The sequence below is a fragment of the Chitinophaga sp. GbtcB8 genome, from assembly GCF_019091455.1.
Lineage (GTDB): Bacteria > Bacteroidota > Bacteroidia > Chitinophagales > Chitinophagaceae > Chitinophaga.
In genome coordinates, this window is record NZ_JAGXJN010000020.1 from 17,623 (window position 1) to 31,185 (window position 13,563).

Consider the following 13,563-nt stretch of genomic DNA (forward strand, 5'->3'; position numbering starts at 1 on the left):
GCCAATAAAACCCTTTATCAGCTTATTGATCACATAATATTCTTCCGTGAGGCATTGCCCGCTGGCATAAAAAGCTACCGATTCCGGGCCGTGCTGCGCAATAATGGTTTTAAACACTGCGGCGGTACGTTCCAGCGCCTGGTCCCAGCTTACGCGCTGCCGTTGCATTTGCCTGTTGTAGCGCATCTCGGGGTACAACAGCCGGTCGCTGGTATCCATAACCGTATAGTGCAGGTTCATGCCTTTGGAGCATAACATACCCCGGTTCACCGGGTGATCTTTATCCCCGCTCACCTCCAGCTTACCCTGTCTGTTCTGCTGTACTACTATGCCGCAGCCTACGCCGCAATAACAACAGGTTGTTTTAAAAGATGCCGGCATGCACGTTAATTGAGGGGGCCGGCTTTAGCCGGCCCCGGGTTAAAAATTATTCCGCCAGCGCTACCTGCGGCCCTAAAGGCGCGGTTTTAGCAACGCTGCTTTTTGTAAAGCTGGTGATCATTACTACTACGGATACGGCTATTACAATGTAACCGATATACGTGAACGCCTGCACGTAGGTGATGTGCTCTGACTTAAATAAAAAGCCGAACAGCATACCACCCAGGTTACCACCTGCGCCTACAATACCACTTACCAGCCCTACATTTTTTTCATTAATAAAAGGTACAATGCCGTAGGTGGCGCCATTAGCCATTTTCAGGAACAGGGCAAAACCCAGCATAGCTACAATGGCCAGCACTAAGGAATTGGCCTGTGCAAAAACCAGCAGGCCGGCGCCTTCTGCCAGCAGCACCAGCGCCAGCAAACGTCCTTTGCCTTTCATACCGGCTTTGGCGCCTACTTTATCAGACACAATGCCGCCCAGCGCACGGGCAAAAATGTTCATAGCGCCAAATACACCAGCCCATAAGCCTGCGCTGCTTTGCGATAAATGAAAGGTATCTACAAAATGCAGGGAGGCTACATTATCAAAGGTGATCTCCATACCAAAACACATGGCATAGGCCATGGTAAGCGCCCATATGCGCCAGTCGGCCAGTATAGACCAGTCCGTGCTGCCTTTGCTGGCAGTGCGGTCAATTTCATCATAGTTGCCCGCAGGGGTATCTTTGGTGTAACGGTAGTACAGGAAAGCTACCAGCAGCATCATGATGGCAGGTATTATCATTGCATAACGCCATGCTTCTTCCTTTGTATACCCGAAACCAACAATAGCGGCAAAGATCAGGGGCATTACCATGTTGGTAATACCGCCGCCCAGGTTGCCCCATCCGCCGGTAATAGCATTGGCGGTGCCTTTAATGGAGGGTGCAAACATCATGGAAGTATGGAACTGCGTTACCACAAAAGAAGCGCCTATTACGCTGATGGCTAAACGGAACAGTAAGAATGTAGTATAATCCTTTGCCAAACCTACCAGGAGCACCGGTATGGCGCCTACCAGCAGCAGGCGTACAGCAGTTTTCCGCGGCCCCCAGGTATCGCACAGCTTACCAATGATCAAACGGGCTATGATGGTGCCTGAAACAGAAGCTATAATAATGTTGCCTACCTGCGCTTTGCTAAGCCCCAGGTCTGCACGGATGGTAGGCATTAAAGGCGCCAGGCCAAACCAGACAAAAAAGCATACAAAGAACATCAGCCAGGTAATGTGAAAGGTGCGCATTTGCAGCGTGTCCAGGCTAAAGAGTTTTATTTTTTGCAGCGGTTGTGTGTTAGATACATTCGCCATAAATAATTTTTTTTGGTTGATTATTTGAACAGGAATGAGGGCCGGATGTTGATCATCAGGTAGGCCCAGTTACTATTACTTTTTGCATCCGCTATATTTTTTACGCTGGCAGCTGTTAAGGAGTTGGTGCTCCAGTAATGGCTGTAACCTCCTTCAAAAGAGATCATGGGCGTAAGTGTAAAAACAGCGGTCAGGTCGGCCTCTGTGCCCAGCTGACGGGAAAGCGCCGGTTTAGTTTCTGCAACCGGAATGGTGTTGGCGCTGAGAAATTCATGCGCATCGGCCATTACCACCCATTTGGTGTTGGGCTTCCATTTTGTTTTTACATAATAGTCCTGCAAACCACGGCTGCCAAAACCATTGGCTACGTAGAAATAATCCATATTGCCCCAGAATTTATGCGGGGTACCATATAGCGGGTCAAATGCATGACTGGTGTTGCCGCTGCCGCCGCCGGAAGTATAGTCTGCTCCTGCACCTGCGCTAAAGGTATTGGTAAGCGCATACTGGAAGGCGCCGGAAAGCAGGGTGGCGCTCAGGTTGCGGCCATCTGCATTTTTACCGAACTGGTAGTAAGCAGCTGCAGTAAGCGTAAGGCGCTGAAAAGCATTGTTGAAATACAGGCCGGTGGTCATGCGGTTATAAGTAGGCCCTTCCCAGGTTTTCACGGGCGCATTGTTCACACTGTCAGTATGGTAGCGGGAAAACTGATCTGCCAGGAACAGGAAAGAAACATTACCTGCAGCCAGCTTTTTACCGGCGTATAAGAACTCTAAACTCTTGTAACTATTGCCCCCATTGGTATTACCGGTATAATTACCGGCTGGTGCAGGATCATAAATGGTGTTGGATGCATTTTCCTTATTCTGGTTAAATGCGCCGCCGGCATGTAACATCCAGGTTTTGCGCTCATATTTTAATACGGCAGCATCGTGGCGGCGGGCCTGTTGTGCCCAGTCCAGGTTGCCCAGCAGGCGGCTGTCATCATACAGCAGCTCCTGCCTTCCTATTTTCAGCTTAAGGCTTTGGCTTTTTAAAGTAGTATCTGTCAGCAGTATTTCGGCCCAGGCTTCGTGCAGCATCAGGCCATTGTTGTTGGCGGTGGTAGTACGGTTAATGGTAGAAGCGTCCTGTCCCCAGACACGTACATCCTGCAGGGTTAGCCCAAACTGGATGCGGTACGTAGTAAAACCTGCACTTAAGCGGGTACGCTGGGAGGTAAATACGGCGGGTGTGGCGCCTTGTGGGAGGGGGGAGCCCTGGCCGTCGCGCAGTTCAGTGCGCGTTCGCAGCTGGGCGCTGATAGCCAGCTGTGCATGACAAGGCTGGTAACAGCAGGCGCCTAAAAGAAGTGAAGACGCGCCACCAAGGAACATTTTTTTCATTAACTTTGGTTGGTTTTAAATGTGATGCCAATCATTTTAAAATCAGAAGCCCGGAGCCTGCCAGCTACCGGGTTTCATCATTATATGTCCTATGCCATTACGGTTTCAGTATCCCGCCCGTTTACAATACCAATGTATACCCGGTCGTCCTCAATCTTTACGGGGTAGGTATTGAGCGCGCATTCTGTATCGTCCGACAGGCAACGCCCATCTACCAACGAAAATGATTTTTTATGAAAGGGGCAGGCTACTTTAGGCTCGCCTCCCTGTGTGCCCGTCATGCCGCGGCTAAGGGCCATTTGCTGCCGGTGCGGACAAAGGTTCTGTGTGGCGTACCACTCATTCCGCCGGGGAAAGTGAAACAGCGCGATCTGTTCATCCAGGTACTTTACGCACACACCGCCGTTGGCCGGCACATCTTCTACTTTGCAGGCAAAGAACCAGTTAATGGTTGCTGTGTTGTGTAATGACATATAAGGTGTTTTTTGGTTGGTAATTATTTGGCCCAGTTAGCGGCTTTCTTTTGTTCACGTAAGTTTTCAAATTGTACAGTAGGATCTTTTTCTTCCGGTGCATTTACGAAGTGCGAGAAGCGTTTGCGCAGCTCAGGGCTGTCCACCACCTCTTTCCATTCGCACCTGTAATTATCCACCAGCACCTGCATTTCAGCTTCCAGCTGGGCTACAATGCCCAGGCTATCATTCACCACTACATTGCGCAGGTATTCAATACCTCCATCCAGCTTATTAAGCCAGGTAGCAGTGCGGGTTAAAGGATCGGCGGTTTTAATGTAAAACATCAGGAAGCGGTCAATGTAACGGATACACGTAGCGCTGTCCACATCGCCGGCCAGCAGCAGCGCATGCTGTGGCTTGGAGCCGCCATTACCGCATACGTACAGGTTCCAGCCTTTTTCCGTGGCAATGATGCCAAAGTCTTTTGACTGTGCTTCTGCGCATTCACGGATACAGCCGCTTACGGCGGATTTTAATTTGTGTGGGGCGCGTAAGCCGCGGTAGCGCTGCTCTATCTGTATGGCAAAGCTAACACTGTCATGCGGCCCAAAGCGGCACCAGGTGCTCCCCACGCAGCTTTTTCCCGTGCGCAATGCTTTGCCGTAAGCAGGGCCGCTTTCAAAACCTCCCGCTACCAGCTCTTCCCAGATCAGCGGCAGTTCGCTTACGTGCGCTCCAAACATATCTATGCGTTGACCACCGGTTATTTTGGTGTAGAGATTATATTTTTCTGCTACCTGCGCTATTACCATCAGCTGCCGCGGGGTAATTTCCCCACCGGGCACGCGGGGCACTACAGAGTAGGTGCCGCCTTTTTGTATGTTAGCCAGGTAACGGTCGTTGGAGTCCTGCGCGGTATCATTGCCTTTGGCCAGGATCATCTCATTCCACAGGCTGGCCAGTATGCTGGCCACCGTGGGTTTACAGATCTCGCAACCTTCGCCATGGCCGTAATGATCCAGCACGGTATCAAAGGAGCGCAGCTCTTTTATCTTTACCAGGTCAAACAGCTCCTGGCGTGAGTAGTCAAAATGTTCGCAGATCACGTTGCGGATGTATTTGCCTTGCGATTTCATGGTGCTGGTAATAAGGTCCTTTACCATGGGGGCGCAGCCGCCGCAGCAGGTAGCTGCTTTGGTGCATTTCTTTACGGCGTCCAGGGTTTCGTGGCCATCTATTACTGCATTGCAAATGGCGGCTTTGCTTACATTTTCGCAGCTGCAAATGGTGGCATCATCCGGCAGGCCCAACACGCCGGCCCCGGCAGCTTCTTGTCCGCCGCGGGCGCCCAGCAGCACATCTTCCGGGTTGGGCGGCAGTATCACTTTATTTTTGGCGGTTTGCAGCAGCATGTTATAGGCATCTGCATCACCTATTAATATACCCCCCAGCAGGTGCTGCCCGTCGGGGGTGATGTTAATGCGTTTGTAAACGCCCTTCATGGTATCTTCAAACACAATGCTGCGGCATTGGTCGGCAGGGGTGAAAGGGTTGCCGAAGCTGGCTACATCCACACCTATCAGCTTCAGCTTGGTGCTCATATCAAAACCGGTAAAGGCTTTGTGCGCGCCTAAGATATGGGTGGTTACTACCTCGGCCATTTCATAACCGGGGGCTACCAGCCCGTAGATCATACCATTATATAAGGCGCATTCGCCAATAGCGTAAATGAAGGGATCGGTGGTCTGCAGCTGGTCGTTCACTACAATGCCGCCCCGGTGGCCTATTTCCAGGCCGCACAGGCGGGCCAGCTCATCGCGTGGCTGTATACCGGCAGATATTACCAGCATGTCTGCCTCCAGAATGCTGTCGTCGGCGAACTGCAGGCCGGTGATCACATCATCCCCTACTATGGAGGTGGTTTGTTTGCTGGTATGTACCTGCAGGCCCAGGGTTTCCAGCTTGCCCTGCAGCAGGCGGGAGCCACTGTCATCAATTTGCCGGGGCATCAGGCGTGAAGCAAATTCTATCACGTGCGTTTTTTGCAGGCCCAGGTCCAATAATGCTTTGGCTGCTTCCAGGCCTAGCAGGCCGCCGCCAATTACGGCGCCGGTGGTGGCTTTGGGGGCATAGTCCAGCATTAGTTCCAGGTCCTCAATGGTGCGGTATATAAATACGCCCTTTTTATCCACCCCTGGAATATTAGGTACAAAAGCGGCGGAACCGGTGGCCATTACCAGGTAGTCATAAGTTTCTGTAAAACCTTTATGGGAATGAACGGTTTTGTGCTCACGGTCTATGGATTGTACGGGATCGCCCAGGTGCAGGCGTATATTATTATCTATATACCAGCTGGCGGGGGCCATTTCCAGGTCCTGAGCTGTTTTCCCGGAAAAGAAGGCGCTTAAATGTACCCGGTCGTAGGCAGGACGGGGCTCTTCACCAAAAACAACCAGTTCTACCGTGCCGGGGGCAGCCTTGGCTATCATTTTTTCACAAAACTTGTAACCTACCATGCCGTTACCTATAATTACAATTTTCATTGCCCGGGATATTTAGAGAATAAGAGATAAAAAAAGCTTTCTTTATATTAGTAAAAATTATATATAATGTTAATTCGCTAAAGTTGTAAAAATTTGAAGTGTTTTTGTGATTCGTATCATGAAATTAGACATTTATAATTTAATTTTATAGCAGTTTCGTGATATATATCATATAATTATTTATTTAATATGAATTTTATGGTCAATCCTCTTTTGACCCTGGTAGGGGCAGGGCCCGGTGATCCGGAGCTCATAACGGTAAAAGCCATGCGCGCTATCGGGCAGGCTAAAGTGATCCTGTACGATGCGCTGGCCAACAAAGCCCTGCTGGAATATGCCGCGCCGGACGCCATTATCCGCTTTACCGGCAAACGGTATGGCTGCCATGCCCTTAGCCAGCAGGAAATAAACCAGCTGATTGTGGAAGATGCGCTGGCCTATGGACATGTGGTACGGTTAAAGGGGGGCGATCCTTTTATATTTGGCCGGGCGGCAGAAGAAATGGAAGCTGCCCGCAGCGCAGGCATCCCTGTACAGATGGTGCAGGGCATATCCAGCGCCCTGGCAGTACCGGCCAGCCAAATGATACCGCTTACCTGCCGCGGGGTGGCAGAAAGCTTTTGGGTTACCACCGGCACTACGCGCAATGGCGATATTTCTGATGATATACAGCTGGCCGCCCGCTCCACCGCTACCATTGTTATATTAATGGCTATGAGCAAGCTGGAGGCTATTATGGATATTTTTGCCGCCCATGGCAAAAGCAGCACCCCGGTGGCCATTATACAGGAAGGCACTACGGAAAGGGAAAGGATCGTAATAGGCACGGTGCAGAATATAACCTTGAAAGCGCAGTACGAGGGGCTTAACAACCCGGCCGTGATAGTTGTGGGGGAGGTGGTACGGCTGCATCCTTCTATGCTGGCTGCCAATATCCAGCATTTAACTGCAAATTTGCAGCACAATCTCCCAAATGAAGAAAGACAAACAAGGCTGTGATCTTACCACCTGCATGTTATGCCGGCTTTGCCTGAAGGAATGGACACCCGCCGTGGAAGCGCACCGCCGCAATTTTTCCCTTAAAAAGGGGGAAATGCTTTTTAAGGAAGGCGATAAGGTAACGGGCATTTATTTCGTATATGCAGGTAAGGTAAAGGTGCATAAACACTGGGGTAAGGATAAGGAGCTGATAGTACGGTTTGCGCAAAAGGGCGATATTGTAGGGCACCGCGGGGTTGGGCAGGAGCTGGTATACCCTATATCCGCCACCGCGCTGGAACCGGTAACCATCTGTTATGTGGATATGGCCTTTTTCCAGTCCAGCCTGCAGGTGAACCATACCTTTTTATATGAGCTGATGCTGTTTTATGCCAGCGAGCTGCAGGAATCCGAAAGGCACATGCGCAACCTGGCGCATATGTCCGTAAAAGGGCGCGTGGCCAATGCCTTATTATTACTGCACGGCAAGTTTGGCTTTAATACCAGCGGTGTGCTGAATATGAAGATCAGCCGGAACGACCTGGCGGCCTATACCGGCGCCACCTATGAAACGGTATTCCGCACCCTGAGTGAGCTGGTGCAGGACCGCATTATTACCATTGCGGATAAAGAGATCGCCATCATCAGCCCCGAAAAATTACTACGCCTGGCTAAAGAGGATGAAGGGTTGTAACTTTGTGGAAGAAATCTTAACATGAAGATCCAGGAGTTAGCAGCTGCCAGGCATATGCAGGACCTGGCCTTTGATATACGCGAACTGCACGCCCAAATTTTTATGCTTAATAACAGCTACCGCAATCCTTACCACATGATGGTATGGGTAACCGGTGGCAAAGGCATTCTGAATATTGACGGTACCCTTTATACCATTGCTCCCGGACAGCTGCTGTTAATGGCTGCCGGACAAATGTACCAGGTGCAGAACAACCATCTTTTGCAGGGTTATGTATTAAGTTTCAGCGATGCCTTTTGGGAAAGAACACCCGCCAGCGCGCGCAACTGTAAAGCCACTTTGTTCAATAACGCCCGGCTGCAGCAGCTGCTGGTATTGGATGATGATGCCGGCGCCTCCCTCACTAAAATTATGCAGCACCTGCTGGAAGAATACCAGGCCGATAGTTACTCTAATAAGCCGGATGTGCTGGCCGCCTTTTTAAAGATCATTATTATTAAGGCAGCCAACCTCCGGTCCCTGTTAACTATCAGCACCCATAACCATGATTACCGGCTGTACCAGCGTTTCCTGGAGCTGGTGAACCAGGAATATCACCGGCAGCATAACGTAAGCGCCTATGCGGAAAAGCTGGGCCTGAGCACACGAAAGCTCACGGAGGTATGCAAACAATATGGCGGCGAAGGCGCCAAAGAGCTGATCAACCACCGGCTGATAGTGGAAGCCCAGCGCCTGCTGCAATTCTCCGAACAACCTATTAAGGAAATATCCTTTTCCCTGAATTTTGCCAGCCCTTACCAGTTCAGTAATTTTTTTAAGAAAAATACCAGCCAGTCGCCCGCTGCCTATAAAAAGCAGTTTGCAGAAATTGGTATCTGATACGTTGTTTTTGATATTTACCTGCGGGCGGAAGGGGCATAATTTTGAATGCAAAAATTAATATTATGTCAGTTTTGAAACAGCGGTCTGTAGCGGGTATCACCCTGCCTGACAGCACCATCGCGCAGCAAGCCACGGAATTATTACTGGAATACGGTACAGCGTTTATTTACAACCATTCTTTACGGGTATTCTTATTTTCTTCGCTCAACGGGCAGCGCCGCGGAGTAAAATACGATGCGGAGCTATTATATGTAAGCGCCGTATTTCACGACCTGGGCCTGGTGCCGCATTACAGCAGCCCTGATAAACGTTTTGAAGTAGACGGCGCCAGTGCGGCCCGCGATTTCCTGAAAGGCCATGGCCTGCCGCCGGCTTCCCTGCAGCTGGTATGGGATAGCATTGCGTTACATACCACTGTTGGTATTGCAGAATATAAGGAGCCGGAGGTGGCGCTGCTGAATGCCGGTGTGGGCCTGGATGTTGTGGGAAAGGGGTATGAACATTTATCTGCAGAGAACAGGGAAGCTATTGTGAGCGCTTTCCCGCGGGATAATTTTAAGCAAAAGATCATTCCCACTTTCTTCAGCGGTTTTGCACATAAAACAGATACTACTTACGGGAATATTAAGGCCGATGTATGCGCTTTCATGATCCCTGGTTTTAAGCGTAAGAATTTTTGCGATGAGATCCTGCATTCACCCTGGAGCGAGTAATTACATAGCGGCCGCTTTCCGGGATGGGAGCGGCCGCCCTGTTTAAACATCGTTAACCCGTTATATTTTCCCCATACCTGCCGTTCCCCAATCCCTTGATAGCCAGCTATTCTTTTAGAATCGTATCTCCATTGTCATTATATTTTTCACATATAATTATGCCGGTTTCCGGCATCTGCCTATTTTCCATCCCTGAAAACCTATTCATACATATCTGAAAACCTGTTCACTTATTCAATGGCGGTTGCGCCTTTATTCCACTAACTAAATATCTTTTTACATGAGAACCCTTATCTGTTTCTGTTGTTGTGCACTATTGCTGTTCGGATGTAATAAATCCCTGCAGCAAAATGATCTTTTAACAGGCCGTGGTGCGCTAACCGGCGTATCAGCCAGCGCAGTGGCCATTCCTAAAAGCACCGGTAAAAAAATATTCATTCACTGGATGCCCTGGTTTGAAACACCGGCCTCCCGCGGCGCCTGGGGTTATCACTGGAAAATGAATACCCGCAACCCGGATGTGATCGTAAACGGGAAAAGGCAGATTGCCGCCTACTACTATCCCAAAACAGGACCTTATGCTTCCGGCGATCCGGATATTATTGAATACCAGCTGCTTTTAATGAAGTATGCCGGTGCAGACGGTGTGTTTATTGACTGGCCGGGCACCCGCCAGCGGTATGACTATCCGGACAACCTTGCCAACTCCAATGCCCTGATCAATAAGCTGGGCGCTGTAGGGCTGCAGTTTGGTATTGTGCATGAGGACCGCAACTGGGACCCCGGTATGGCCACTGATGCGCATGGCGATTTTACCTACATGCAAAGCAATTATTTTAACCAAAGCAATTACCTGAAAACCAATAATGCACCGGTGGTGCTGAACTTTGGACCTATTACCTTTCACCAGCCTGCTGAATGGGATGTGATCCTGAACGGGTTAAATCCCCGCCCGAAAGTGATACCCTTATATGGTTTTACCGGCCAGGTAGGCAGCAATAACGCCGGTGGCGAGTTTCCCTGGATCTACCAGGATCATCCTACGGTGGTAAATAATTATTATGCGCAGGCCGGCAGTTTTCCCTTATCCATTGGCGTAGTGTACCCCGGTTTCAATTCCTTTTACGCCGCCGGTGGCGCTGACGGCCCTACCTGGCAAATTCCGTTTAACGGAACCGGCACCTTCTCCACTATGCTGGATAAGGCTTTGAGCTCCAGCGTGAACATCATACAATTTGCTACCTGGAACGATTACGGGGAAGGTACTATCATAGAACCAACGGACGAATATGGCTACTCTTTCCTTACCATTATGCAGCAAAAGCTGGGCGTATCTTATGGCCAGCATGAGCTGGAGCTGGTAACCCGCCTGTATAATGCGCGCAAGCAATATGCCGGTAATGGCAGTGTACAGCAGCAGCTGAACCAGGTATTTACCTACCTGGCCAATTTACAAACGGGCAGCGCGGAGAACCTGCTGAATACCCTGGGTGGCAGCAATCCTCCGCCAACCGGCACGGGTGTGCTGATCAAAAACAAATGGTTAAGCACCTATTTGTATGAAGATAACGGCCAGGTGAAATACAGCGCCGGCAATAGCGGTAACCAGTACAGGTGGGTGCAGGAAACGGTGAACGGGCATATCCGGTTTAAGAACCTGGCTACCAGTCACTATTTGAATATTGAGCACCTGTACCCCTATGCAGAAAGCACGGATGTGCCCAATACATACTACAGCAGCTACTGGAAGCTGGAAGGCTATAACGGTAATGTACGGTTGAAGAATGAATGGCAGAATACTTACCTGAACGTGGAAAACCAGGGCGGGTTTGCACAATGTACGGCAGTGCCGGATTTTTTTGAGAGCAGCCAGTGGATATTACAGAACTGATGCCCCATGCATAATAGGTTTTATAAAGAAGAAAAGGCTGGAAGTGATTCCGGCCTTTTCCTTTGTATCCTTTGCCAAACGGGCTGTTGGGCGTGATAGTACAATCAGCTGCCACGGGTGCCGCCGGTGCGCATTGGTTTTTTAGCATTACCGGCCGCTTTATTAGGTTTCATAAAATTGGTAGCCCCGGGAATGGCGTTGGGCGTTTGCTTTTTGTCCTTTTTTCCCTTTTTGTTGTTGTTATTCAGTAGTGACATAAGCTGTAGATTATTTTGCCTAAGATAAGTATAATCGTAAGATAAATGTAATACGATCTTATTTAGCCAGCAATTTTTTCCCGGCAGCTATCATCAGCACATCTTCCAACAGCCCTGCCAATGGGTCTGGCAGGCCGGTTCTCTTTACTAATTCTTTGCGGGCATAAAAGGTAAGATACGTTAGCGCCAATGCCCCGGCAGCACCTAACAGGCCGCCCAGCCAGGGATCTTTGTGCCTGCGGCGGCTGAGCGTAACGCCGGTAATGGCGCCGGAAATGCTACGGCCTATGAGGCCGGGCATGGCAATGCGGTTGCCCATCCCCGGTACTTTATCTCCACACAATTCCATAACAGCCATAACGGTTAGCAGCTTATTACCCGGGTTGGCCAAAGCCGGCGCCAGCATGGTTCTTGAGCCGGCAATGGCGCTGGCGCCGGCTATTATTGCGTATTCTTTGGGGGAATTTTTCATGGTGTTTGCGTTTATGTGGGTATGTGCAGAAAAATCGTACCACACTACAACACCATCGTCATAATAGAATGCGGCAAACTCTCCGTACCGGCTGCTTTCCCTTTGATCCATAGCTGGAAAGGGATCTTCTGTGAAGAGGTATTCATGACTACCACTGCTATGCTGCCATCCGTATTCTGGAAAGCTGTTGTTTGCAGCAGCCAGCGGCTGGCAGCAGCGCCAATACGTTTAGCGCCCGGGCGTATGAATTTAGAGAAGTGCCCAATGTACCAGTAAGCATTGGTATAAATGAGCTTACCGTTCTGTGTATCTGCATGTACCGGTGCAAAACAAAAATTGCCTACGTGGTTAGGCCCGCCGTGTTCGTCCAGCAGCAGGTTCCAGTCAATCCAGGCTACGGTGCCATTGTTAAAATCATTGATCATGGAGTGGCCGTAACGTTCGCCCAGGCTCCAGTTGTTCACGCTGTCCATGCTGAATTTTTCTTTACAGCCTTCGGTGAATACCAGGTGTTTGTCCGGGAAGGCCTGGTTCACCAGCCGCAGGTTATCAAACTGCATGTCGCCGCCGGTCCAGGTTTCATACCAGTGAAAACCTATGCCCCATACGTATTTGGCGGCTTCTTCATCTTCCAGGATAGTGGTTGCGCGCTGGAAAATAAGATCCCGGTTATGATCCCAGGCAATCAGCTTTTTGCTTTCCAGCCCATTCTTTTTCAGCGTGGGCCCCAGGAAGCTTTTAATATAATCCCTTTCTTCTTCTGCGGTGAAAATGCAGGATTCCCATTTTTGTTTGGCCATGGGCTCATTCTGCACGGTAAGGCCCCATACCGGTATGCCTTTTTCTTCAAAGGCTTTAATGAACTTCACTACATAGTTGGCCCAATTCTGCCGGTAAGCGGGCAGCAGCTTACCGCCACCCAGCATGCTGTTATTATCTTTCATAAAGGCCGGCGGGCTCCAGGGGCTTACCAGCAAGGGCAGCTTGCCACCTGCTGCAGTAATGGCTTTTTTAATAAGCGGTATCTTAAACTGCTCATCATGCGCCAGGCTAAAGGTGCTCAGGGTGCTGTCGCCTTCCTTGATATAGGTGTAGGAATCACTGGAAAAGTCACAGCTGTGAATGTTGGTCCTGCCAAGGGTATAACCAATACCTTTCGTAGTATCGTAATACGCAGCCAGCAGGGAGTCCTGTGCCGGTTTGGGTAGTTTGGCAAAGGTTTCTGCTGCTGCATCTGTAAGCGCGCCGCCAATACCTTCAAATTGCTGGAAGGTAGTTTGCGGATCTACAAAAATGCAGGGCTGTGTTTCAAGCGGTTGAGGCAGATCCTCAAAATTCAGTGTGCCCGTTGCCGTGATACGGTAGCCGGTACTGTCAGCGGTTGTATATACCGTTACTTTGCGGCCGGTAAGGTTGATGGCTGTTTGGTTTTCCTGTTGTTGCGGTGTGCCCGCAGGCTGTTGACAGGCGCCTAAAACAGCCGCTGTGATGATGATGACGTAGCGTTTCATTTTGTAATGGATAAATGTTTAAAAACCCCGTGGTGCAGGTTTGTTAT

General features: G+C 50.0%; 13 protein-coding genes. 5 read left to right on the forward strand and 8 right to left on the reverse strand.

The annotated features are described in order from the left end of the window. The 5 genes from KVT36_RS32760 to nirB all read right to left on the reverse strand — a co-directional run. The coding region (locus KVT36_RS32760) for a molybdopterin-dependent oxidoreductase (RefSeq protein WP_254640071.1) at positions 1-381 on the reverse strand (381 nt) is incomplete at its 3' end. A gap of 46 nt (positions 382-427) precedes the next feature. Next, entirely contained in the window at positions 428-1,735 is a 1,308-nt protein-coding gene (locus KVT36_RS17790; RefSeq protein WP_217604811.1) for a NarK family nitrate/nitrite MFS transporter, read from the reverse strand. A gap of 20 nt (positions 1,736-1,755) precedes the next feature. Continuing rightward, a complete protein-coding gene (locus KVT36_RS17795; RefSeq protein ID WP_217604812.1) occupies positions 1,756-3,120 on the reverse strand; it encodes an alginate export family protein in 1,365 nt (454 codons plus the stop codon). An 89-nt stretch (positions 3,121-3,209) separates the two neighbouring features. Next, positions 3,210-3,593: a nitrite reductase small subunit NirD gene (gene nirD, locus KVT36_RS17800; protein WP_089912472.1), complete on the reverse strand. Its 384-nt coding sequence runs from the start codon at positions 3,591-3,593 to the stop codon at positions 3,210-3,212. Positions 3,594-3,616: 23 nt separating this feature from the next. Then, entirely contained in the window at positions 3,617-6,118 is a 2,502-nt protein-coding gene (gene nirB, locus KVT36_RS17805; RefSeq protein WP_217604813.1) for a nitrite reductase large subunit NirB, read from the reverse strand. Positions 6,119-6,316: 198 nt separating this feature from the next. Here nirB and cobA point away from each other — a divergent pair, with 198 nt between their 5' ends. The 5 genes from cobA (at position 6,317) to KVT36_RS17830 (ending at position 11,276) form a co-directional block, all read left to right on the forward strand. Further along, a complete protein-coding gene (gene cobA, locus KVT36_RS17810) occupies positions 6,317-7,117 on the forward strand; it encodes a uroporphyrinogen-III C-methyltransferase (RefSeq protein WP_217604814.1) in 801 nt (266 codons plus the stop codon). Beyond that, entirely contained in the window at positions 7,092-7,790 is a 699-nt protein-coding gene (locus tag KVT36_RS17815) for a Crp/Fnr family transcriptional regulator (RefSeq protein WP_217604815.1), read from the forward strand. Before cobA ends, KVT36_RS17815 begins: the two co-directional genes overlap by 26 nt. 21 nt (positions 7,791-7,811) lie before the next feature. Then, positions 7,812-8,669 carry an AraC family transcriptional regulator gene (locus KVT36_RS17820; protein ID WP_217604816.1) on the forward strand — a complete coding sequence of 286 codons (858 nt, stop codon included), beginning with the start codon at positions 7,812-7,814 and terminating at the stop codon, positions 8,667-8,669. 65 nt (positions 8,670-8,734) lie between these two features. After that, a complete protein-coding gene (locus tag KVT36_RS17825; protein WP_217604817.1) occupies positions 8,735-9,385 on the forward strand; it encodes an HD domain-containing protein in 651 nt (216 codons plus the stop codon). A gap of 280 nt (positions 9,386-9,665) precedes the next feature. Continuing rightward, positions 9,666-11,276, forward strand: a complete 1,611-nt coding sequence (locus KVT36_RS17830; RefSeq protein WP_217604818.1) for a glycoside hydrolase family 71/99-like protein — start codon at positions 9,666-9,668, stop codon at positions 11,274-11,276. Positions 11,277-11,380: 104 nt separating this feature from the next. On the opposite strand, the gene KVT36_RS17835 is transcribed toward KVT36_RS17830, so the two are convergent. From KVT36_RS17835 to KVT36_RS17845, 3 genes are read right to left on the reverse strand one after another with little or no spacing between them, the layout of a single operon-like run. Continuing rightward, a complete protein-coding gene (locus tag KVT36_RS17835) occupies positions 11,381-11,533 on the reverse strand; it encodes a hypothetical protein (RefSeq protein ID WP_156093017.1) in 153 nt (50 codons plus the stop codon). Between the two features lie 58 nt (positions 11,534-11,591). Beyond that, a complete protein-coding gene (locus tag KVT36_RS17840) occupies positions 11,592-12,005 on the reverse strand; it encodes a hypothetical protein (RefSeq protein ID WP_217604819.1) in 414 nt (137 codons plus the stop codon). Between the two features lie 44 nt (positions 12,006-12,049). Beyond that, positions 12,050-13,516: a glycoside hydrolase family 30 beta sandwich domain-containing protein gene (locus KVT36_RS17845; RefSeq protein ID WP_217604820.1), complete on the reverse strand. Its 1,467-nt coding sequence runs from the start codon at positions 13,514-13,516 to the stop codon at positions 12,050-12,052. Positions 13,517-13,563: the final 47 nt, after the last annotated feature.

Bases quoted from the DNA above. Each gene is read 5' to 3' on its own strand.
- KVT36_RS17790 (WP_217604811.1), bottom strand. From the start codon at position 1,735: ATGGCGAATGTATCTAACACACAACCGCTGCAAAAAATAAAACTCTTT.
- KVT36_RS17795 (WP_217604812.1), bottom strand. From the start codon at position 3,120: ATGAAAAAAATGTTCCTTGGTGGCGCGTCTTCACTTCTTTTAGGCGCC.
- nirD (WP_089912472.1), bottom strand. From the start codon at position 3,593: ATGTCATTACACAACACAGCAACCATTAACTGGTTCTTTGCCTGCAAA.
- nirB (WP_217604813.1), bottom strand. From the start codon at position 6,118: ATGAAAATTGTAATTATAGGTAACGGCATGGTAGGTTACAAGTTTTGT.
- cobA (WP_217604814.1), top strand. From the start codon at position 6,317: ATGGTCAATCCTCTTTTGACCCTGGTAGGGGCAGGGCCCGGTGATCCG.
- KVT36_RS17815 (WP_217604815.1), top strand. From the start codon at position 7,092: ATGAAGAAAGACAAACAAGGCTGTGATCTTACCACCTGCATGTTATGC.
- KVT36_RS17820 (WP_217604816.1), top strand. From the start codon at position 7,812: ATGAAGATCCAGGAGTTAGCAGCTGCCAGGCATATGCAGGACCTGGCC.
- KVT36_RS17825 (WP_217604817.1), top strand. From the start codon at position 8,735: ATGTCAGTTTTGAAACAGCGGTCTGTAGCGGGTATCACCCTGCCTGAC.
- KVT36_RS17830 (WP_217604818.1), top strand. From the start codon at position 9,666: ATGAGAACCCTTATCTGTTTCTGTTGTTGTGCACTATTGCTGTTCGGA.
- KVT36_RS17835 (WP_156093017.1), bottom strand. From the start codon at position 11,533: ATGTCACTACTGAATAACAACAACAAAAAGGGAAAAAAGGACAAAAAG.
- KVT36_RS17840 (WP_217604819.1), bottom strand. From the start codon at position 12,005: ATGAAAAATTCCCCCAAAGAATACGCAATAATAGCCGGCGCCAGCGCC.
- KVT36_RS17845 (WP_217604820.1), bottom strand. From the start codon at position 13,516: ATGAAACGCTACGTCATCATCATCACAGCGGCTGTTTTAGGCGCCTGT.